Annotated in this window: 2 protein-coding genes (1 of these 2 only partly in view); both read right to left on the bottom strand. The window is 73.1% G+C overall.

Annotation, left to right across the window (positions count from 1 at the left end; genetic code table 11):
* Window positions 1–1128: 1128 nt before the first annotated feature.
* Window positions 1129–11637, bottom strand: coding sequence for a hypothetical protein (locus tag ACG83_RS45200; protein WP_054564278.1), 10509 nt, complete (start codon window positions 11635–11637; stop codon window positions 1129–1131).
* Window positions 11634–24301: the final stretch of a hypothetical protein gene (locus ACG83_RS45195; protein WP_054564277.1), read on the bottom strand. 22504 nt of this gene lie beyond the right edge of the window; the window shows 12668 of its 35172 coding nt (coding positions 22505–35172); its start codon lies beyond the right edge, outside the window; it ends in the stop codon at window positions 11634–11636. Before ACG83_RS45195 ends, ACG83_RS45200 begins: the two co-directional genes overlap by 4 nt.

Raw genomic sequence — 24301 nt, 5'->3', positions numbered from 1 at the left:
AAGTCCGGTATCTCGGTGGCCGGCAGCTCGCGGGATGTCCCGTCGAACCGGCCGACGACGAGGACCGGCGTACCGTCGGCCCGAACCCGCAGGGTGCCGCCGCGCACCTCGAACCGGTCCGGCCGGGCACCGGGCGCACCGGGCGCGGCGATTGTCAGCAGTGGCCCGCGGCCGCCCGGTGGTAGCAGGATCACTCCGGCCGGGGTGCGGATCACCGCGTCGGACGTCCGTCGCCGCAGTCCGCCGTCGACGGACTCCCACCCGCTCACGCCCAGCTCGCCGTACTGACCCAGCTCCTGCCAGGTGCCCGGCGACCCGTCCGCCCCGACGACCCGCGGCGGGCCGCCCGCGGCACGGTCGGCGTTCCAGCCGAAGGCGCGGAAGGAGGGCCTGCCGCCCGCGGCGGGCATCAGGATCTCGATGCCGTTGCCGGCCGCGAGGTCCCGCAGCGCCGGGAGGAGGCCACCGGGTCCGCCCTCACTCCAGATCCGCAGGTCCGTTCCCGGCTGCCAGCCACCGTGTGTCAACCAGTCGGTCAGGTCCCGCGGCAGCGCTCCGACCCGGCCCGCGTCCGTCACCCGCCCGGGGCCCTGGGCGTTGATCGGCAGGACGAGATCGAACAGGGCCGGCGTGGACTCCGGTTCCGCCTGTGCCATCTGTTGAAGCGTCGGGCGCGCCACGAGGTATTCACTCAAAGTCATCGACGCCATTCCGCCGCGCCAGTGCACCGTGCCGCCGCCGATCAGCCGGAGCCCGCCCAGGCCGTCCGGCCGCAGCCAGCCGGGAGGCGTCACCACCGGTTCACCGCCGTTCTCCGGACGGCGGGGCACGGCCCGGAACCAGCCGTTCGGCAGGCTGGAGCTGACCCGGACGCGCCCGTTGTCGATCCGCGGCCGGGCGGCCGGGTCGGGCGAGTAGAAATCCGCACGCAGGCTGTCGGCGAAGTCCTCCATCTGGTTGGTGAGGGCCTCGTCCCAGGAGGCGGCCTGCTCCGGGGTCTGTGCCCGGGGGCCGATCGGCAGCAGCTGGACCGGTCCGCCCCGCCAGCCGGCAGCCGCCAGCAGTTCACGCAAGGTGGCCACCGTCAGCGCCTCGAGCGCCGTCTCGGGTGCCGCCTCAGGCGTCGCTTCAGTCGATCCTTCGTCGCTGATCGCGCCGTCGGGGCCGTCGGGGCCGTCGGGGCCCGGCAGGGCGATGCGGCCGTCCGCGGCGCGCGGGAGCAGCAAGGTGATCACGGAGGTGCTGGGGGTGAGGAGCCCGACCTGCCGGGCCGTCGTCTCCGTGTAGACCACCCCCCTTCCGGCGTCGACGCGGACACCGGGAGGCAGGGTGCCCACGTGGTCCGGCGCGAGCGGTGATTCCGGCCGAGGCTGGCTGGCGATCTCCCGCGGCGGCTCCGGGGTGCTCTCGCGCTGAGCCCCCGGGGCGCTGTCGGTCGCGCCGGTGGAGCTTTCCGGTCCGGCGGTGCGGGACGACCGGTTCTCCGGCGGGTCGACGGGTGCGGCCTGGTCGGTGGGGGGCGGGTAGCGGGGGCGGGAAACGTTCGTTGGTCCAGGCTGTGAGCTGTCGGAGTGCCTGGTCCGCGGGGGTGGGTGTCGTGCCGGCCGGTGTCGCGGGCTCGACCGCGGCTGGTGGGGGTGGGTCGTCGGCGCCGAGTGGGCGCAGGGCGGAGTACTGGTGGTCGGCCGGGTCGGAGGTGAGGTCGGCGGGCCGGCCGGATTCCTGGCCGAGGAAGACATGAATTTCGGGTGTTTCGGCCGTTTCGAGCGCCGGGGCGGCCTCGGCTGCTCCGGATGCGGCCGCGGGTGTTTCTGATGCGGGTGTTTCGGGTGCCGGGGCGGTGGGGGGTTCGGATGCCGCGGCCAGCGGCCCGGTGATCCGCAACGGGTCCGGCGGTTCCTGACTGACCGAATCCGCCGTGTGCAGTACCAGCCGCACCCCGAGAGCATCGGCGACCAGACCCAGGAAACCGGCCGCAGCCAGCCACCCCCCGCCATACGGACCAGCGACCCGCAACTCGGACGCTTCCAGCTCCGTCACAGTAGGCACACGACCGTCCAGCCCCCACATGGCGGAACGGATCGTCACCGTGAGAATCAGCGCCTCGGCGGGATACCCACCCGCGAGAAGCAGCGTTTCAAGCCGATCCCAGCCCGGGTGAGAAGGATCGGACGCGAGCACCGCGACCACACCTTCAACCCCGCCGGCTGGAGCTCCATCCCCGGCGGCCGGAGCGCCGTCCTCGGTGGTCAGACCGCGCAGCTCATCCGCGCTCAGGACGGCGAGTACCCGGTCACGAAGAAGATCCGTCCCCGGACGGACGGCACCGGGAGACAGCAACGGGGCGATCACGTTCTGATGGACATCGGCGAGAGCAGCCCGCAACCGCGCCAGAACCAGCTCCGGCGCCTGCCGGAAATGACGGTGGATCGCGGCAAGCGCGGACACCGGAAGCTGCACGGCGGCACTCGCGAGAACCGCGGCGAAAAGACCACCCCGATCCTGAGGATGACCAGTGGGAACAGGCATGATACGAGCCCGGGTCCCATCCGGCAGAGTGATGATCCCACCCAGGCCGGAATAGACCGGTTCAGGCCGCGCGATCACACCCGCCTCGGGAGCGACGGACAGATACCGGGCGACTTCCAGGCGAAATCGGTCGAGCCGCTCAAGGTAACCAGGCGGAAGCGACGGGGTGTGTCCGGACTGTGCGGGGCTATCGGGCGGCAGGGGAGTGTTCGGGGTGACGCCCGCGGGCGGGAAGACCCAGATCGCCAGCTGATCCGGGGTGATTTCCACACCGTAGACGCGGTGGGCGGTCGTCACGATGAGCCGGGCGAGTACCTGCGGAGTGACGGGTTCGACTCTGTTGCGTACCCGCACCATCAGCCTGCCGTCGGCGGCGCTGTCGACCAGGACGACGAACCTGCCGTTCTCGGCATCCTGTGCCAGGCCGGGAGGCAGATCCTGCCGGGGCGTCGGGAAACGTTCGGAATGCAGGTCGAGGGAGACCGGATGTTCGGGATTCCTTCGCCTCGGCTGTGTCTGGTCGAGGTTCGGCGTCGTCGGCCACTGGGCGACGGGCGCCGAATCCTGCTGGTAGTCCAGCCGAATCCGGACCGGTAGGTCCAGTTCCGTCCTGAGCAGGACGGGGAACGCGGTCAGGTAGGGCGGTCCGAAGGATGCCGGTAGCGGTCGGGGGGTTACCAGTGCGACGGTGTTGAAGGTGACACCGTCCCGCGGCCCGGGCAGATGCCGCTGGACGAGCGCGGCGAGCTGCTCCGGCGGGATGGCTGCGGGGCCGAATTCCGCCAGCTGCACGATCACCTGGTCCCGGTCGCCGTCGACCAGCACCTGGAATATCCCGTCGGACCGTTCGACGGCCCGCGGGGAGGTGCGTTCCTCGTCCGGATTCCTGAGGTCGATGGCGTAGACGCCCTGCTCGTCGGAGTAGACCGTCACGGCGACGTCGGAGATCGACGCCCCGGACAGCTGCCAGTCGGAGAAATCCAGCGATGGAATTCCCAGATCCGCGCTGATCGGGACGAGCCGGTCGGTCAGGCCGTCCTGGATGTGGGTGGCGTTCGGGATGGTGTTCGGGGTGCTGCCCGGTCGTGTCGCGGCGATCGGCACCCAGCGTTCGGCGATGACGTCACGGCTGGCGGGTGCCGGGCGCGCGTTGTGACCCACATGGATCGTCTCGCCGCCGAGCAGTGCCGAGACCTCTCGCGCGAAGGCCTCGAACGCCCTTTCCTGCACGGGAGTGAGCATCCGGGTGGTGACCATCCGAAGCGTTTCCGGTGCCGGGTCCGGGACCGATGCGTTCGGTACCGGATCCGGCACCGGCTCCGATGCGGTTTCCAGCCCCGGTTCCAGCCCCGGTTCGAGTTCCGGTTCGAGTTCCGGTTCGCCCGGCCTCGGTCTACCCGGCCTCGGTGCGTGTGCGGAATCAAGCCGGGCCTGCCGCGCATCGAGCTGCGTCTGTCGCCGGCGAGTCCCACGGTCGGCTCGGACGACCGCGGCGACCTCCCCGGCGGAGATCGCACGCAGCCGCCCGAGCTCCCAGGACGGATTTCCGGCGACATCGGTGTGCACGACCAGCAGCGGCGGCATGCCGGTGCCGGTCTCCAGGACGGAGAGACCGAAATCCCAGGCCGCCAGCTCGGCGACGATGTCCGGCTGGGTGGCGTGCGACCCGAACAGGTACGAGCCGTTGTCATACGCCCGCGGGACGTCCCTGCTGGTCACGTCGGTCAGGACACCGCTGTCCACCGTCAGGTAGCTCGGGAGGCCCTCCTGCCCCCGGGGGCGGACGATCTCGATCGTCAGCGGAACGGAGTCGCCGTCGGGGATGCCGAAGACGGACGTGAGGGCACCGGGGATCCCGCCGTCGGCGTAGGGGTCGGTGCCGGTGAGGATGCGCACGACGGCGAGACCGGACGCGTCGGCCAGTGCCTGGACGTCCTGGCTGAAGGCGGCGTCGGCCGTGCCGTCGGTGGCGGTGGCGGTGGGCGGTGGCGACCACAGGACCAGGGTGCTGACGGGTTCGTTCCGGGTGGCCCGCACCTGGTCGGTCAGCGTCCGCGTCCGGTCCGGGGTGATCGGGCGGACTGTTCCGTCGCCGTAGGTGAGGCCGAGGTGGCCGTCGGGGAGCACGGGGAGATCCAGCACGAAGGCCGAGCGTGGGTAGGCGAAGCCGCCGCGCAGCACGGGGGTGGTGAAACTCGATGTGGCCGGTGAGGCCAGGCCCGGGGTGACCGTCGGCATCCAGACCGGGGAGTCGGGCGGCCACAGCCGGCCGACCGGGTCGGTGACCAGTGGCGGCGGCCGGCCCTCGGGGTGGTGCAGCACCTCCCAGGCGACCGGGTGCCGTTCGCTGCGCATCACCAGGCTCGGGTCGCCGCCGGGTCGGATGCCCAGCGTCTCGCCCGGGGGCGGCGCGAAGACGAAGGCGCCGGCGGCGGCGCCGACCTGGGCCCAGAAAGCGCGTCCCTCGTCCGTGAGGGTGTCGTCGGCGATCACGAGTGGCTGGCCGGCCCAGCCGTGCGCGGTCAGGAAGGCGGGCACGTCCACGGCGGGCAGTTCATAGGACGTCCCGTCGAAGCGGCCGATGACCAGCACCGCGGTACCGGCGGCGGTGAGCTGGACTGATGCTTCCTGGATCTCGAACCGGTCGGTTCGGGTGGAGAGACGATCGGGCCTGGGCAGTGCCGTGCGTCTGCCGGGTGCGAGCAGCACGATGCCCGCGGTGGTGCGGGCGACCGCGTCGGTGGTGCGGCGCCGGAGCCGGCCGCCGACGGTCTCCCAGCGGCTCGCGCCCAGCTCACCGGGACGCCCGATCTCCTGCCAGCGGCCTGGGGTGCCGTCGCCGGTGACGAGCCGCGGCGGGCCGGCGGGGACCGGCGCCCCGCCGGGGGTGTGGAAGGAGGGCCGGCTGCCGGCGGCGGGCATCAGGATCTCGATGTTCTCGGTGTAGTTGAGCTCCGCCAGGTCCAGCAGTGTCTCCCGGGCGTCACCGGGACCACCGCGGAACCAGATCCGCAGGTCGTCGCCTTCCAGCCAGCCGCCGCCGCGCAGCCAGGCGGCGAGTTCGCGGCGCTGGACGGGTAGCTGTTCGAGTGTCCCGTCGGGTGAGCGCCGCCGGGGGCCTTCGGTGGTGTCCGGCAGGATGACGTCGAACAGGCCCGGGGTGGGCCCGGCCTGGGCCAGCTCGCGCAGCGCCGGGAGCGCGGTGAGGTACTCGTCGAGGGTCATCGAGGCCATGCCGCCGGGCCAGCGCACGAGACCGCCCTGCCCGGGCGCGGGGCCGGCGGTCGCCCCCGGGCCGAGGGCTCCGTCGCCGACGGCGGACTGGGCCAGCCAGGTCGGCGGGGTGATGACCGGTGCGCCGCCGGCCGCCGGGGGGCGGGGCACGGTGACGTTCCAGGCCTGCGGGATCCGGGTGTCGACGCGCAGGAGGCCGTCCTCGACGCGCGGCGCGGCGGCGGGGTTCGGCGTCCAGATCTCCGTGCGCAGGCTGTCGGCGAACTCGGCGGTCTGGGCCGCGAGGGCCTCGTCGTGGGCTGGTTCGAGGTCGTCGGTCGGGTCGACGGCGGGCAGCCAGAGCTGGACGGGGCCGCCGCGCCAGCCGGCCTGCTCGAGCAGCTCCCGCAGGGTTTCCGGGGTGAGCGCTTCGGAGGCGGTGGCGCCGGCCGGGCTGGTCCGCTCGGCCGGGTCGGGTAGGCCGATCCGGCCGTCCGCGGTGCGGGGCAGGAACACGGTGGTGATCAGACGGCTGGGTTGGATGCCGGCGGCGATGCCGGCGGTCCGGGGGGTGAAGACGGTGCCCCGGGCCGAGTTCACCACGACGCCCGGCCGGACGGTCCGCGGCTCGTCCGTGGGCTGGGTCGCCGTCTGTGTCCCCTGCCCGGCCGGCGCCTCCTCGTAGCCGGGGGGCGGGAAACGTCCGCTGGTCCAGTCCCCCAGCAGTCGTAGTCCCTCCTCCGCGGGGCCGGTGGTGGAGGTGGGGGTGAGCGGCGCGTCCCGGAGCGGAGGGGGCGCCGTCGCGCCGAGCGGGTGCAGGGCGAGATACGGGTCGGGGACGGACACGCCGGCGGACGTGGACTCGCCGGACTGGGTGGACTCGGTGGACTCGCCGGACTCACTCGACCCGCTGGGACTGCTGGACCGGCCGGATCCGCCGGGCACGCTCGATTCGCCGGGCGCATCCGATTCGTTGGATTCGCTGGGCGCGCCCGATTCACTGGGTGCGCTCGCTTCACTGGGTGCGTCCGATTCACCGGATTCGCCGGAGCGGTCGGAACCGGGTGACCGCCCTGCGTAGACGTCATGGAAGATGTGGATCACGAGCTCTTCGGGTGCTTCGGCCGTTTCGGACGGGGCGGCCACACTGGTGACCTCCTCGGGTTCGGCGAATCTTCCACTCCGCGCCGATTCGGGTGTGTGGAGCACCAGCCGTATTCCCAGGGCGTCGACGAGCATCTGCCGGAGCTCTCGCTCGCTCAGCCAGCGGCTCGGGTCGGGGCCGCGGAGTTCGTGGGCCTCCACCTCGCTCACAGTCGGCATGCGTCCGCCGAGCTCGTACATGGTGGCGCGCAGGGACTGGAGCACAAGCAGTTCGAAACGCCTCGCCCGGCGGCCGGACAGCAGCGTCTCGAGACGGTCCCAGGCGGGATGGGCGGGGCTCGTGGCGAGCATGGCCGCGGCGTCGGCGACAGCCCGCCCGGCGCGCTCCACGGATGCCTCGATGGCCGCCAGGGCCGCGGCCATCCCGGACGTGTCGCCGCCTTCCGGCGTACCGGGGCGGGCGGTGCCACCGTCCACCGAGCCGCCGGTTTCCGTGCCGCCGTCGACAGAGCCGCGCAGATCTGTGCCGCTGTTCTCAGTACCGCCGCCGTTCTCAGTACCGCCGCTGTCCTCGGTGCCACCGTCGGTCTCCGCGGGCCCGCCGCTGTCCGTGGTCCCGTCCGTGAGCAGGCCGGCGACATCGTCGTCGTTCAGGTACCGGAGCACCGCGTGAGTGAGGAAGTCGGTTCCGGGGCGGGGGTCGTCGGGGTGGAGGAGGGGTGCGACGAGATTCTGATGGATGTCGGCGAGCGCGGCGCGCAGGTGGGCGAGAACTGGTCCGGGGGCGAGGGCGAGCTGTCGGTGCATCCCGGCGAGGGGTGATGTGGGGTGTTGGGCGGCGGCGCTGGAGAGGATGGCGCTCAGGAGGCCGCCCTGGTCGTGGGAGTGGTCGGTCGGGACGGGGATGACGCGGGCCTGGGAGCCGTCGGGGAGGGTGACGATCCCGCCGGGGCCGGGGTAGATGAGCTCCCGGTTGGCCAGGGTGGTGGCGGCGGGGATGAGGGGTAGCAGTTCGGCGACCCGCTGGCGGAAGCGATCGAGTCGTTCGAGGTAGCCGGGTGGCAGCGGCGGAGTGTGCTCAGGCTGCGCGGGGTGTGCGGGGTGCCCGGTGCCGCCGGGCGGCAGGGGTGTGTTCGGGGTGGTGCCCGCGGGCGGCAGGGCCCAGATCGCCAGCATCCGCGGCGTCGGTCTCACGCCGAGGTTCTCGGCACCCGTGACGATGAGGCGGACGACCACCCGCGGGGTGGCCGGCTCCAGCACACCGTTCACCCGCAGCACCAGTCTGCCGTCGGGGGCGCTGCCGACGAGGACGACGAACCTGCCGTTCTCGGCGTCCTGCACCAGGCCGGAGGGCAGGTCGCCGGCTGGCGTCAGGTCGCCGGTGGAATGCAGGTCGAGCGAGACCGGGTGAAGGTTCTGCCGCCTCGGCTGCAGCCGGGCGGGTCGCGGTACCGGCTGCCACAGGGGGGTGGACGACGACGGTTGCAGGTGCGCCGCCAGCAACTCCAGCCTTATCGTCCGCTCCGGCGTGTCCAGCTCCATCCCGAACAGGACCGGGTAGGCGGTGAGGTAGGGCGTCGCGAGTGCCGGCGGCAGCGATTCGCGGGGCACCAGCACGACGGCGGTGAAGGACACCCCGTCATCGGGGTCCGGCAGGTGCCGGTGGACGAGCCCCGCGAGCTGCTCCGGCGGGATGGTGACGGGACCCATCTCGATCAGCCACCCGGTCACCCGGTCACGGTCGCCGTCGACCAAGACCTGGAACACGCCGTCGACCCGCTCCACGACCCGCCGGGAGGCGGCGGATTCGTACGGGTCGGTCAGTTCGATGGCGTAGACGCCCCGCTCGTCGGAGTGGACCGTCACGGCGACGTCCGAGATCGAGGCGCCGAACTGGTACCACTCGGTGTAGTCCAGCGCGGGGGTGTCCAGGCTCGCACTGATCGGGACGAGCCGCCCGGTCAGGCTGTCCCGGACGTGGGTGACGTCCGGAGTGGTGCCCGGGGTGGCGCTCGTGATGGCGCTTGGGATGGCGCTCGGGGTCGCGTCCGGTGGCGCCGCGGTCACCGGCACCCAGCGGTCGGCGATGACGTCACGGGCGGTGGGCGACAGACGTGCGTTGTGACCCACGTAGATCGTGTCGCCGCCGATGAGTCCCGAGACTTCTCGCGCGAAGTCCTCGAACGCCCTCTCCTCCTCGGGGGTGAGGATTCGGATGGTGACCATCCGAACCGGCCCCGACCCCGATCCCGGCTCTGGTAGCGGTGTGTTGGGTCCCGGCTCCGGCTCCGGTTCCGGTGTGCCCGGCTCCGGTGTGCCCGGTGTCGGTGTGGACGTGTCCGACGTCGACGGCTGGTCCTGCTGTGCGGCGGCGAGCTCGGCATCGAGCTGGGCCAACTGCGAGTCGAGCCGGGCTCGTTGTGCGTCGCGCCCGGCCAGCTGCCACCGCGCCTCGCGGTCGGCGCGGACGACGGCGGCGACCTCCCCGGCGGTGAGGGTGCGGAGTCTCTCGAGATCCCAGGACGGGTTTCCAGCGGCATCGGTGTGCACGACCAGCAGCGGCAGCGCGCCGGCGGCGGTGTCCAGGGCGGCGAGGCCGGAGTCCCAGGTCTCGAGCTCGGCCGCGGTACCCACGTCGGTGGCGTGCGATCCGAACATGTACGAACCGTCGCCGTACGCCTGCGGGGTGTACCTGTCTGATCTCTCTGCCAGATTGCCGTCGCTGCCCACGGTCAGGTAGGTCGGGAGATCTGGCCGGTCCTGGCTGGCTCGCTGGCTCCTGGGGCGGACGATCTCGATCTGCTGTGCGGAGGAGGCGAGGGAAGCCGCTGAGCCGGCGGAGGCGGCTGAGCCAGCGGGCAGGGTGCGGACGACGGGGTGGTTGAAGGCGTCGGCGAGGGCCTGGATGTCCTGGTCGAAGGTGGCGTTGGCCGCGCCGTCGGTGGCGGGGGGCGGTGGCGACCACAGGACCAGGGTGCTGACAGGTTCGCGCTGGGTGGCCCGTACCTGGCCGATCAGAATCTGCATCCGGTCCGGGGTGAGGGGGCGGACTGTTCCGTCGCCGTAGGCGAGGCCGAGCTGGCCGTCGGAGAGGACGGGGAGGTCCAGGATGAAAGCCGAGGGCGGGTAGCTGCCGTCGTCGTTCCTGATCGCTTCCCTGGCGAGGTCGCCGAGGTCTGTCGTGGCTGGCGAGAGGAGGCCATGGGCGGCCAGAGGTAGCCAGACGGGGTCGCCGGGTGGCCACAGGCGGCCGATCGGGTCGGTGACCAGGGGCAGCGGCCGGCCCGCGGGATGGTGCAGCACCTGCCACTCCCGCCGGCCCCACTGGGTGGTGTCCTGCCGGATGGCCGGGTCGCCGGTGGGCAGGTGTTCCAGGGTGGCGCCCGGGGACGGCGCCAATACGAAGGCGCCGGTGGCGGCGCCGACCTGGGCCCAGAAGGCGTGTTCCCCGGCGGTGAGGGCGTCGTCGGCGATCACGAGTGGTTGGCCCGCCCAGCCGTGCGCGGCGAGGAAGTCCGGCACCTCGGTGGCCGGCAGCTCGCGGGACGTCCCGTCGAAGCGGCCCACGACCAGTGCCGGGGAGCCGCCGGTGGTGAGCCGGGTCGATCCGCCATGGATCTCGAAACGGTCAGGTCGCGCGGCGATGTGGCCGGCCGGGGGAAGATTTCCGCCGCCGCCGGGTGGGAGCAGCGCGATGCCGGCGGTGGTGCGGGCGACGGCGTCGGTGGTGCGGCGCCGGAGCTGCCCGTCGACGGTCTCCCAGCGGCTGGCGTCCAGCTCACCGGGACGTCCGATCTCCTGCCAGGGCCCCGGGGCGCCGTCGGCGGTGACGAGCCGCGCGAGGCCGGCGGGGTCCGGCGCGCCCTCGGGGTCCGGCGCACCCTCGGGGTCCGGTGCACTCTCGGGGGTGTGGAAGGAGGGCCGGGTGCCGGCGGCGGGCATCAGGATCTCGATGTTGCTGCGGACTGCCAGGCTCCGCAGCCTCTCCCGGGCGTCGCCGGGACCGCCGCGGAACCAGATCCGCAGGTCGTCGCCTTCCCGCCAGCCGCCGCGCGCCAGCCAGGCGCCGAGCTCGGTGGGCCACCGTGGGAGCTGGCCGAGGTGGCCGTTGCGCAGCCGTATCCGCGGGCCGTCGATGTTGTCGGGCAGGATGACGTCGAACAGCCCTGGTGTCGGCCCGGCCTGGGCCAGCTCACGCAGCGCCGGGAGCGCGGTCAGGTAGTCGTCGAGGCTCATCGAGGCCATACCGCCGGGCCAGACCACGGGCCCGGCGATCCGGCTGTTGAGACCGAGGCCGCCGTTGGCGGTCGGTGCCAGCCAGGTGGGTGCGGTGAGCTGGGTGACCGGAGCGCCTTCGTCCGCCGCGGGCTGTGGCGTGGCTACCTGCCAGTGATCATGTAGCACCTCGAAGGCGCGGAGCTGACCGCCACGCACTCCGGGGCCAGCCCCCGCTTCGGGAGCCCAGACCTCCGCCCGCAGGCTGTCGGCGAACTGGCCCATCTGTCCCAGCAGCGCCCGTTCATGCGCCGGGTCGACGCGGTTCGGGCGCAGAGCGGGAACCCAGAGCTGGACGGGACCACCGCGCCAGCCGGCCTGCTCGAGCAGCTCGCGCAGGTCCTCCGGGGTGAGTGCCTCGGGCGCGGCGTCGGTCTGGCGGCTCGGGTCGGGCAGGCCGATCCGGCCGTCCGCGGTGCGTGGCAGGAACACGGTGGTGATCCGGCGGTTGGGACGCATTCTGGCCGCGAGGTCGGCGGTCCGGGTGGTGAAGACCGTGCCCCGCGCGGAGTTCACCAGAACACCCGGCCGGACGGTACGCGGCTCGTCTCCCGGCAGGATCTCCGTCTCTGTCTCCTGCTCGGCCGCCGCCTCGGGCTGGGGTTGCGGTTGGTGCTGCGGCTGCGGTTGCGGTTGGTGCTGCGGTTGGTGCTGCGGCTGGGGCTGGGGTTGGTGCCGGGGGCTGGGGGTTGCGGTTGCGGCTGGGGCCGGGGGCGGGGCTGGCCGGGGGGTTGGTCCGGCGTCGGTGCCTGGATCAGGACACTGTCGTCGTCCACCGTCAGGTGGGTCGGGAGATCCTCCTGGCCTCGGGGTCGGACGATCTCGATCTCCGGCGGGTGGAACTCGCCGCCGTCGTCGTCGAAGCCGGTGGTGTGGAGGGGCCCGCCGGGGACGTCCCGGCGGAAGCTCGGATCGGCACCGGCGCGGATGCGGACGACGGCGAGACCGGACGCGTCGGCCAGAGCCTGGACGTCCCGGCCGAAGGTGCCGGCGGCTTCGGTGGCGGCGGGTGGTGGTTGTGACCACAGGACCAGGGTGCGGACGGGTCCGCTCTGGATGCTCCACATCTGGTCGATCAGCGCGGGCGTCAGTTCCGCGGTGAGGGGGCGGACCGTCCCGTCACCGAAGGTGACGCCGAGGTGGCCGTCAGGGAGGACCGGCAGGTCCACCACGAAGGTTGCGGACGGGTAGGGAAGGACGTCGTCGGCGATGACGTTTCTGACGGCGCTGCTGAGGTCCGCCGAGGTCGGTGAGGCCAGGCCGAGGGTGGCCAGCGGCAGCCAGCTGGGGTCGTCGGGTGGCCGCAGCCGGCCGATCGGGTCGGTGACCAGGGGCAGCGGCCGGCCTTCCGGGTGGTGCAGCACCTCCCAGGCTCTCAGCCGAGGGCTGCCCTGCGTAATGATGAAGGGCTCGCCATCGTGCTGGCGCCCGAGAACGGCGTAGGCGCGTGGGGCGAAGACGAAGGTGCCGGCGGCGGCGCCGACCTGGGCCCAGAAGGCGCGCGCTTCGGCTGGGAGGTCGTCGTCGGCGATCACGAGCGGCTGGCCCGCCCAGCCGTACGCGGCCAGGAAGGCGGGCACGTCGGCGACGGGCACCTCGTAGGACGTCCCGTCGAAGCGGCCCACGACCAGTGCCGGGGAGTCGCCGGCGGTGAGCCGGGTCGATGAGTCGGAGATCTCGAAATGATCAGGACGGGTCGTGGTGCGGGCGGGCACCTCACGGCCGCCGGGTGGGAGCAGCGCGAGGCCGCCGGCGGTGTGGGCGACGGCGTCGGTGGTGCGGCGCCGGAGCTGCCCGTCGACGGTCTCCCAACGGCTGGCGTCCAGGTCGCCGGGACGCCCGATCTCCTGCCAGACACCCGGGGTGCCGTCGCCGGTGACGAGCCGCGGCGGACCGGCGGGCACCGGCGCCCCGCCGGGAGTGTGGAAGGACGGTCGGCTGCCCGCGGCGGGCATCAGGATCTCGATTTGGTTGTGGACTGCCAGGCTCCGCAGCGTCTCCCGGGCGGCACCGGGACCGGCGCGGAACCAGATCCGCAGGTCCTCGCCGTTCCGCCAGCCGCCGCGTGTCAGCCAGGCGCGGAGCTCGGTGCGGTCTGCGGGCAGCTGTTCGAGTGTGCCGTCGGCACGCCGCAGCTGCGGGCCGTCCGCGCCGTCCGCGCCGTCGGGCAGGATGAGGTCGAACAGCCCCGGTGTCGGCCCGGCCTGGGCCAGCCCGCGCAGCGCCGGAAGCGCGGTCAGGTACTCGTCGAGGCTCATCGAGGCCATCCCGCCGGGCCAGACCACGGGATCGTCGATCCGGCCGCTGGGACCGAGGCTGCCGTCGTCGGTCGGCGCCAGCCAGACGGGTGGAGTCACGACCGGTGAGCCGCCCTCGGCCTGGGGGCGCGGCGGGGTCACGGTCCAGGCGTGCGGGAACCGGGGGTCGATGCGCAGGAGGCCGCCCTCGACGCGCGGCGCGGCAGCAGGGTTCGGCGTCCAGATCTCGGTGCGCAGGCTGTCGGCGAACCCGACCAGCTGTGCGTTCAGCGCCCGGGCCCGCTCCTGCTCCTGCGCCTGCCCCTGGACCGGGTTCACGGCGGCCGGGTCGGGGGCGGGCAGCCAGAGCTGGACGGGGCCGCCGCGCCAGCCGGCCTGCTCGAGCAGCTCGCGCAGGGCCTCGGGGGTGAGTGCCTCGACCGCGGAGGCGTCGGTCGGGTCACTCTGGCCGTTCGGGCCGGCCTGACCGCCCGGGCCGGCCTGACCCACCGGGTTGCTCTGGCCCACCGGGCCGGTCGGGTTGGGCAGGCCGATCCGGCCGTCCGCGGTGCGCGGCAGGAACACGGTGGTGATCTGCCGGCTGGGACGCCTTCCGGCCGCGAGGCCGGCGGTCCGGGAGGTGAAGACCGTGCCCCGCGCGGAGTTCACCAGAACACCCGGCCGGACGGTTCGCGGTTCGTCCACGGGCGGGCCGGGCGTCTCGGTCTGGGGCCGGGCCGGAGCCTCGTTCGGCTGGTCCGCGGTCTGCGGCCGCACCGGAGCCTCGTTCGGCTGGTTCTGGTCCGGGGTGGCGGCGGCGATCAGGGCGTCGTAGTGGCTGTGCCCGTTGTAGAGAAGGTGGATGGCGCTGTCGTCCCCTGGTCCGGCCGCGGGGTTGAGGTCGTAGGCCCGGAGCGGGCCCTGCCACCTGCCGGGTCGTTCGGGTCGGACGACAACGAGGTCGGAGTTGAGGACGTGAGTGGTGATTTCGGGTACCCGGTCGAAGGCCGGTGTCTCCCAGAGCAGTCGGGACCGGATGGACAGGGCTACGAGCTCGCTGACGGAAATGCCTGGTCGCAGGTCGAACCGGCGCAGCTCGGGGGCGAGTCGCAGGAGGCGGTCCCAGGCGGCGCCGAGCGGGTCACCGAGGATCACCGCCCCGGCCCGGGCGCGCAGTGCGGGCCAGGCGTCGTCGTCCCCGGGGTCCGGTACGCGCAGGACGGCCGCGAGGTCGGCGGTGGTGAGCATGTCGAGGAGATCGTTGACGATCGCGGCGTAGCCGCTGGCGTTCAGGTCGTCGAGCTCGGCTCGTAGCGCCGCGCCGCCGGGCCCGGTGAACCACTGGTGGACGAGACCGCGCAGCTCGGGCACCGTCAGGTTGGCGAGGCGGCTGCCCGGGCGCTGGCTGCGGGCGCTGATGATCAGTGCGGTGAAGAAGCAGTCACCGTCGCGGCCGACCGCCCGCGGCCGGAACCTGCGGCCGTCGACCACCATCTCTCCCGAACTGTTCCGGGAGACGGTTCGCCGCCGGGATTCCCGGGCGGTGGCGGCCAGTGGTGGAGGTCCGGGTTGCACCGCGACTTCCGCGGGTGTTTCCGGTGCCGGAGCTGGCTGTGGGATGCCTTCCATCGCGGAGGTGACTCCGGGTACCGGTTCTGGTTCAGGCGCCGGTGCCGGTTCCGGTTCCGGCTGCTCATGGGGGATGGAGTTCTCCGGTTGGGGTGCGCTGGCCGATTCGGCCGGTGCCGGGATCTCGGTGGTCACCCCGGTGACTCCTGCCGCGGCCAGCGCCGCTGCCGCCGCCGGCAGGGTTTCCAGCTCGGGAGGGTTCACAGTCGGCTGGTCGGTGGGGAGGGGCGCGGGATTCTCCGGCTGGGGTTCGGCCTGAGGCACAGGAGCAGGAGCCTCTGGCAGCGGAGCAGGAGCTTCTGGCTGGGGGGCCGGGACTTCTGATCCGCCGATGTGGTCGGTCCGGACAGGCGCGGGATTCTCCGCCTGGGGAACGGGCTGCGGGGCGAGATCCTGCGGCTGCGGCTGCGGGGCAGAAGCCTCGAGCTGCGGCTGCGGCTGCGGCTGCGGAGACAGGGGCTGGGGCTGGGGCTGCGGGGCGGTGTCTTCTGGCTGGGGTGTGCTGCCGGTCGATTCGGTGACGGGTGCCAGCGGGATCGTGGAGGTCACCGGATCGGTGACCGGCAGGGTGGATGTGTCCGTGGGAGCTGGCGTGACCGCGGGCACCGGCGGCAGTGGCAGGTCCATCGTCCGCGGCCCGAACCACTGGACGGGCTCACCGTTCTCACCGGGCAGCTCGAAGGTGGTGACGAACCTCGGGTCGAGCCTGGCGGACAGTTCCTCGACGGGAAAGCCGAGCTCGACCGGTACGACGCCGGTGAGGGTCTCCGTCCGCCCGCCGTTGCTCAGCTCGATCGAGATGACGGTGAACCCCTCGTAGTTCGCCGTGGGGTTGACGAACTTCCCGTTTCCCACCACCTTGCCGGTCGAGCTGATGACGTCGGCGCTCCGGCTGCGGTACGCCCCGCCGCCGGCGACGTCGACACTGCCCTGCACGGCCTCGGTGAGATCGCCCTCCAGCCCGACCTGGACGGTCAGGCCGCTCTGCGACCAGTACTGGCGCTGCCGGGACACCTGCGTGGTGGTCTCGTTCACCGGGTTGAGCTCGGCGCCCTCGTCGACGCGCAGCTGGCGCAGATGCATGATCTGCGCGGAGGCCGAGGCGGTGACGTCCGGTGCGGTGGCGCTGTTCAGCAGGCGCGGTGTGGTCAGCGGCTGGCCGCGGGTCATGCCGGGCAGCGAGGTGGCGAGGTTCGCGTTGCTGAAGGTCGCCTTCACGACGTCGCCGACCTTCGCCCAGTTGCCCGCGCCGAAGACGCGCGGGCCGTAGATGTCGAGGGCGCGGTGCAGGCCCGTGGTGTCGGGCAGGCTGCGGACGACGTCGGTGTCGCGCAGGCCGCGGTCCTCCCCGTCGCTCCAGACCCGGGCCGGCGGGGCGGGCGTGCTCCTCGCCGCGCCGTCGGTGTTCACGCCGTCGGTCTTCGAGGTGTCGGTCTTCGTCGGGTCGGTCTTCGTCGGGTCGGGGGTGACGGCGGGTGCGGGTGGGAGCGGCTCCGACTCGACCTGTTCGGAGAGCACCTGCAGCCGCGCGCCCGCGTCGTCGATCGAGAGCCGGGGCCGCCGCAGCCGCGGCTTGCGCTCCATCCGGAAGTGGATCAGCACGGGCCCGTCGAACACCGCCCCGGGCGTCTTCGTCTTGATCGACATCGAGGTCCGCGTGGTCACCGAGGCGGTCACCACGTCGTCCCGGCCGGTACCGCCGATGACGGTGCCGCCGACACGCGGCGCGACCGGCAGCCCGCCGCCGGTCGGGTCGATCCTGCTGAGCAGCTGGGTGTTGACCACGTGGCTGCGCGAGCGCCCGAGGGCCGTGATGCCGTCGGTGGTCGCGATGATGCTGGTCTGCTCGGTGCCGGTGTGGAAGGCGGTCTGCGGGGTGTTGCCGATGTGCGCGAGGCCACCGCCGGCCGCCGGCACCGAGGCTGTGATCAGCACCCGTCCGCCCGGCACGGCGACCTCGATCGGGTCGCCGGCGGTCATCGCCCGGAACTCGTACTGGAGCCGGTTCAGCGGCACCTCGGCCTTGATCCGCCCGCGCACCGCGCTCCAGTGCCGGCCGAAGACCTTCCGGCCGGGGGTGTCGACGCCGCGCAGGATGTCGTCCATACCCGCCAGCCGGCCGTCGGGCCTGGCGGGGTTGCCGCGCAGGTCCTGCACGATGTCCGAGGAGCCCAGGCGCTGGCTGTCGCGGATGCGCGCCGGCGGCGCGAACGCCTTGTCGGGGACGCGGTCCACCGGCTGCCCGTCGTCGTCCGTGAGACGGGTGTCGCGCATCGGGACGATGACGCCGGTGTCGGGCAGGTCGACCATCCCGGGTGGGCGCCGCAGCCGGAAGCCGAACCGGCGCAGATCGTAGGTCACCACGAAGCGGACCGGGCCGGTGACTAGCGCCCCGTCCTCGGTGGTCTTCCCCCGGGCGATGGTGCGGCCGCCGCCGTGGCCGGTGTGCGAGGTCGTCGTGTCCCGGTTGTCGGAGCCGGTGACGTTGACCCTGACGTCGCCCAGCCGGAACCGGGCGGCGAAGGGGATGATCCGGCGCCAGCGGTTGTCGACGTTGCCGCCGACGACCTGCGCGGTCTCGGTGCCGTTTTCCATCTCGATGCCGGGCACGGTCTCGCGGTAGCCCAGGTCGCCGACCTCGGCGGCCACCGTCACCCTGCCGCGGACGAACAGGCCGCCCACCTTGGCGCTCACCGTCTCGCCGGCCGACAGCGCGGGAAGCTGCGCCCGCAGCGGGTCGCCGCCGAAACGGCGGTTCAGGCGGCGTTCGTTCGACCGCCAGCGGTAGCCGGCCAGCGGCTGGACGACACGGGTGATCTCACGCATCACCGCGTGGTCGTCGACGCCGAGCCGGGTCACGACGTCGCTCGGGCTGATGCGGTGCTCGTCGGTCAGGCGTGCCGGCGGCCGGATCTCGGGGCCGGTGGTGGGGCCGGTGCCGGTGCCGGTGGTGGTGGTGTCGGTGGGTTCCTCGGTCAGCTCGATGAGGTTGCCGGTGGGCTGGACCGGCTCCGCGCCGGGGCTGCCCGCGGCCACCTCCGCCTGGTGGGCCGCCACCTGGGCGTCGTAGTTCGCCGGGGTGAGCCGGGACGTCGGCCGGGTGGAGCCGCGGAACAGCAGGCCCTCGCCCAGCGGGATGGTGATCTCGGCTTTCGCCGCGGCCGGAACCGGGACGGTGTTCTTCGCGGCGGCGCCGAAGGTGAAGGTCAGGGCGACACCGCTGTCGTAGATCCCGACCCGGGTGGGGAACCGCCCGCCGACGACCACCTTCCCGGAGCGCAGCATGCGCCAGCCGGTGCGGCGCCGGAACTCCACCCCGCCCAGGCCCTGTACGGTGACCTGCCCGTCGGGCCAGGTGGGGGTGCCACCCACCAGGGAGGTGATCTGCTGGCTCCACCAGTTCAGCCGGCGCCGGGCGATCTGGTTCGTCACGTCGCCCTGCGGCGAGAGTTCCGTCGATGCCGTGCGCCGGAAGGTGGTCGAGGCCAGCGTCGCCCGCGCCTGGATGAACGCGCCGGGCGGAACGGCGCGCTGGTTGAGCTCCGGACCGTCGAGCACCGCCCCCCTGGTCATCGCCGGCAGGCCGGCCATGAGCCGGTCCCGGTCGAACCAGCCGAGCACGTCCTGGCGGATGAGGGTCCAGCTCTGCTCGCCGAAGAAGCGCCGGCCCTCGTCGTCGAGCGCGGCCCGCACCTGCTCCATCCCGTGCAGGTCGCGGACCGTGTCGGTGTCGCGCATGCCGGTTCCGGGCTCGCCGCCCCAGATCCGTTCCGGCGGGATCAGCACATTCCGGCCGGCGACCTGCGTCGGGGGCGCGGTCGCCGGGGGCGCCGCGTCCGCCGCGGACCAGGTGACCGGCTGGTCGACCGGCCGGGCCTCCGCCGTCTCGATCAGCGCGTCGATCCCCAGGTCGGCCGTGGGGCTCGCGGTGCGCACCGTGCCGACAGCCGGCTGGTGGCTCATCGCGAAGGTGAGCCGGACCCGGCCGCCGAACTTCTGCCCGTCCTTGTCCCTGGTCTTCGTCGTCATGGCGGCCTTGGTGCTCTGGTCGTGCAGCGTGAACGTGTCCCGGCCGACCTGCGCGGTGCCGGTGCCGGCGAGATCGACGGTGCCGTCGATCGTCCCGAGGAACTGCCCGCCGGCGGGGACCTGCAGCGCGTCCCCGGTGATGTTCTGGACGGAGGTCGAGTTGTGGTTCTCGATGCCGGCGTTGAACTCCGTCTGGCCGACGGCCCGCTGGTGGGCGAGCTCGACCAGCTCCGCGGAGATCTCCAGATACTCGTTGACGGACTCCAGCCGGACGGGCAGCGGCTGACCGGACATCATGCCCCGCAGGTGCTGCTGGATGCGGTCCAGATCGACCTCGCCGAGGATCTCCTCCTTCACCCGCGGCCACATCCGCCCGTACACCTGGCGCCCGGACTCGTCGAGGCCGTCGAGGAGACCGGCGATGCCGCGGGTGTCGCGCATGAGCCCGTCCGCCGCGGTGAGCGGGTAGAGGTCGAGCACGACGTCGGTGGACCCGAGCCGGTGGTCGCGGGTGACCCGCTCCGGTGGGGCGAAGTGCTTCGCCGGCGGCGGGACGACACCGGTCGCGTCGGGGCTCTCCGCCAGTGGGGTCGCGATCCGCGTCCCGACCTCGAACAGCTCCGGGGGCGGGGCGATCCGGCGTTCCGGAACCCCGGGGACCGACTCGGCAGCCCCCCGCAGGCCGCCCGAACGCAGGTCGATGGTGGCCCGGATGTCCGCGAACCCGTCGTAGAGCGCGGCCGTCTCGACGATCTTCACCTTCGCGACCGTGCGCCCGCCGGAGGACTCCAGCCGGCCGCGCAGCCGGTCCCAGTTCCGCCCGAAGATCCCCGTCCAGGCGAGGTCGGCCCGCGCGGCCCGCAGCGGGAGCGACAGCAGCCACCGCCACCGCCCGTCGTGGAGCTCGCCGCCGATTCCCTGCGACTCGCTCCCGCCCTCGAACTCGAACTTGTCCACGTTCCGGACGTGGTGGAGGTCGCGCACGGTCGCGTCCAGCGTGATGGAGCCCTGCCAGCCCCGCTGGCTGATCATCAGCTTCCGCCGGTCGCCCCGGGTCATCCCGGAGAGCCGGCCCTTCACCACGGATGCCCTGGCGAAGTTCTCGACGTCCGGCTGGATCTCCGGCCAGGCGGCCCCCATCGGTTCTCTGAGCTGGCTTTCGAGCCACCGGTAGACGGCGATCTCGCCCGGGTACATGCTGACGACCGAGTCCGAGGCGGCGATCCGCCCGTGCTGGGTGATCCGGTCCGGGGGCCGCGGCGCGGACGGATCCGGCCCGGTGTTGCTCGACGTGTTCCCGGTGAACACTGTCGGTTTCGGCGGGAGCGAGAACGCGGACGCCGCGAGCGACGGGGGCTCCACCGGCCGCGCGGCGGCGCGGCCGGTGACTCTGGGGCTCAGCCCGAGGTAGCGGCCGTCCCGGTGCATCATCCAGATGACCGGACGCCCGTCACCGTCACCGGTGCCGGTGGTGCTGCCGGGGCCGCCGGCGATGAGCCGCGGCGATCCGTGGCGGAGTATGACCCGGATGTCGACGCCGACGACCTCGGCGACGGCCGCCGGGACCGCGGCGCCCAACGCGGTGGTCATCAGCGACGGGTCCATGATGGCCGCCGCGGCCAGCTCGAAGTTGTGGGGCAGCCGGCCGTGCTCGTCGAGAACGGCGTGGACATGCGGGATCAGCCCGCGCAGGGCGACCGGCAGCCACGGCTGCAGGACGAGGAACGCGGTGCGCGGATCCGCCCGCAGCCACGCCCCGAGCCGCGTCCGGGGGGCGGCGTCACCGGGGTTGCCCACGCCCTGGCCCGCCGTCCCGCCCGCGCTCGGCGGTGCCGCCCGCAGGATGACGTCGACCGCGGTGTCGCTCAGCGCGTCGACCAGCAGCGGGACCACGTCCAGGCCACCGCCGGGCGGCGGGAGCGCGCGGAGCTGCGTCACCAGGAACTCCCGCAGCGCCTCGACCCTCGGGACGTCCGACTGCCCGCCCGGAAGCTGGTGGCGCAGGCTCGTCTGCAACGCCTCGACGAACTGGTCCGCGGGCCCGGCCAGTTCCCGCACGACGAAGGACTGGCCGGGCGGCCCGTCGACCACCCGGCCGTTCATCCGGGTCGGCTGCCCGCTGCCGGCCGGCGAGGCGGCGGTCGTCCGCCGCGGCAGCCACGACCACCGCGAGAGGTCGAACCGCGGCCGCGGGAAGGAGAAGGAGAACGTGCCGGAGCGTCCCAGGACCGAGGTGGTCCGCGACGCCGGGCTGGTCGACTCCGTCTCCGGGCGCGGCGTCGGCTCCGGGTCGGTGCCGGCGTCGGTGACGGGGCCGGCGCTTTCGGGCGCGCCGCCGCCCAGCCGGCCGCGCGGCTGGGCGCGCAGCGTCGAGATCACGGTGTCGGTCAGCGTCGTGGCCGGTATCCGCAGGTTCGCCGTCAGGATCCGCAGCTCCCGGTAGGTCGTCAGGATCTCGTCGTCGCCGATCACTCGGCCGACCGGCCGGTCACGCAGGTCGTCGTGCACCCAGCGCAGCACGTCGACCTCGATGCCACGTGCCGGCGGTACCTCGGCCTGGGGTGGGCTGTCGGTCGCGGTGCTGATCAGGTCCGGGTCCTCGACCGCCGGAGCAGCCGGAACCACCGGAGCCGGGTTCTGCGGGGGTGGTGTGGTCAGGGCCTGCGGGACGCCCTGGGCCTGGGGCACGGTCTGGGGCTGAGGCACGGTCTGCGCCTGAGGCAGGGTCTGCGCCTGAGGCTGAGCTGTGGACAGGGGCTGGGGCTGGGCCGTGGGCTGGGGTGCGGGGACGGTGCCGGGGAACCGCTGGTTGATCCGGTTCTCCACCAGCCGGAGGCTGTCCTGGACAGCGGTGTACTCCGCCGCCCCGTCATAGCTCGGCGGGGTGTCGTCCCGGAAGGCCGGGAGGGGTGTGTCCGTTCCGTGGGGCTGGAGTGCGTAGAACCGGGCCTGGCCGTCGGGCGCCGCGGTGTCCTCGAAGACGGCGACGGTGGGCAGGTCGAACGCCGGGGCGGAGGGGCTGGGCTGGGTTTGGAGCCTGCCGGTGACGACGGGGGTGGTCCCGCCGGTGCTGGTCGGGGTGTGGATCACCAGCCGGACGCCCAGGAGATCGGCGAGAACGCGCGGCAGAACGCCGCGAGTCCGGTCGCCGGTGATGCTGTCGGCGTCCCGCAGGTCGTTCGCCTCGTCGAGAATCCCGGCATCGCGAGTACCGGCGCCGGCGGTGCCGGGCGGTGCGGCTGATCCGGGCTGGCCGGGCCGGCCGGTGTGGGCAAGGGGGCCGAGGTGGTGCTGGTACAGGTCGGCGAGTCCGGTACGCAGGCCCGCCAGGAACCTCGTCGGAGCGACTGCGAGACTCCGCAGCATCCCCACGAAATCAGACGCGGGATACTGCGCGGCCGCGCTCGCGATGACCGCGGCCAGCAGCTCGTCGACGTCGCTCGGACTCGTGTTCGCGAGCTGCACCGTCCGCGCCGTCGATCCATCCGCCAGCGTGACCAGACTGCCCGGGCCGGGATACACGGGTTCGACCCGGGCGATCTGCTCCGTGCTCCGGGCGCCGTCGAGGAGGTCCCGGACCTCCTCCTGGAACCGGTTGATCCGCTCGTCGTAGCCGGCCTCGCGTTGCGCGCCCCGCTGTGACTCGTCCGGCGTTCTGACCCAGAACTCGACCGCCGACCATGGAACGTCCTGGTCCTGGTCCTGGTTCTGGGCCCGGCCGGTGGATTCGACGATGAGGCGCGCGATGACGTAGGGCGCGGCGGGGGCCGGTGTCCCGCCTGTCCGGACAGCCATCCGGCCGTCCGGGAAACTGTCCACGATCACCACGAGAGCGCCGTCCTGAAGCGCCTTCCTGATGTGGGCGGGCGCCTGGGCGAACGGGTTCACGCTGCGGGTGCCCGTCAGGTTCAGGGCGATCGGCCGGCCGCCGCTCCCGGAGATGACCTGGTGGTGGGGGAGGGCCTCCACCGGAGGCCACTGTTCGACGGGTGTCGGCTCGCGAGGTGTGTCCTTGGCCGGCCGCAGGACGACGGGCATGTTCAGTTCCACGGCCAGCATCACCGGGAACGTGGCCGGGTGGAGGCTGGAATGCGCCACCGGCTCCGGCGTCACGAGCGCGACGCTGGTCGGGGTGCCGGTGGTGGGCATGTTCCGCGCGATGATGGCGGCGAGCGCGGTCGGGGGAATGCGGACGTTGCCCGCCTTGACGTCGTCCAGCCGCACGGTCGCGGAGAAGAGGCCGCCCCAGAGAACCACCTGGAGGATTCCCGGGATCCGTTCGGGCACCCACCGGATGCCGGGACGATCGGCCCTCGGCGTGGCCAGATTGAGTGCGTACGCGCCGTGCTCGTCGGAGTGGACCTCCATGAGCACGTCGTCGATCGGTGCGCCGAGCCGGTCCCACTGTTCGAAGTCCAGGTTCTGGTAGCTGTCGAAAGTGCTGTCGAAGGTGACCAGCAGGCCCGTCACGCTGTCGCGCACCCGGTCGGGCCGGGCGGTGGTTCCGGTCGGTGACGCGCTCACCGGAATCCAGACGTCGGCCCGGATGTCCTGCAGGTGGGACGCCGCTTCCGCGTTGTGGCCCACGTAGATCAGCAGACCGCCGAGTTTCGACGAGATCTGCCGGGCGATGCCCTCCAGCCTGGTCCGCAGTTCCGGAGCGGGGTCTCGGGAGGCGATCAGCCGGAACGGTCCCGTCGGAGCGGACGGTGCCCGCCCGGCCGGATGCGGGGTGCCGGGGAGCTGCCGAGCCCTGGCCTGCGTCTCGGCGTCGGCCTGGAGCACGGTCACGATCTGCTCCACGGCGAGCGGGACGGAGCCGTCGATCCGCCAGGTGAGCTGCCCCTTTTCGTCGAGATGCACGACGAGCACCGGAAGTTCCGCCGCCCAGTCGAGCGCGCTGTCCCACGCCAGGAGCTCCCTGAGCACGTCGTTGGAGTTCGCGCGCGAGCCGAAGAGGTAGGAGCCGTTGTTGTGGGCCCGTGGCCCGTCCTTGAACACCCTGGTCACGTCGGTCAGCAGGGCGTTCTCCCCCACCTGGACGTAGGAGGGGAGTTCGGTCCCGACGCTCGGCGTGACCAGCGTGATCTCCTGCGTGCCCGTGCTGGCGGTGGCGAGGAGCGCGCGGGGGTCCAGCTGCTCGTCGCTGCCGGGGACGTAGCGGTAGGAGAACGGGTCGGCTCCGGCGCCGATCCGGATGATCGGGAGCCGGAGCTCGTTCGCGAGCGCCTGCACATCCTGGTCGAACACGGCGGCCGGGTCCGGGCGCGCAGGCTGGGACGCCC

The organism is Frankia sp. R43 (assembly GCF_001306465.1).
Taxonomy (GTDB): Bacteria; Actinomycetota; Actinomycetes; order Frankiales; family Frankiaceae; genus Parafrankia; species Parafrankia irregularis.
The sequence above is the reverse complement of the archived record's forward strand: the minus strand, read 5'-3'. Positions and strand labels throughout refer to the sequence as shown.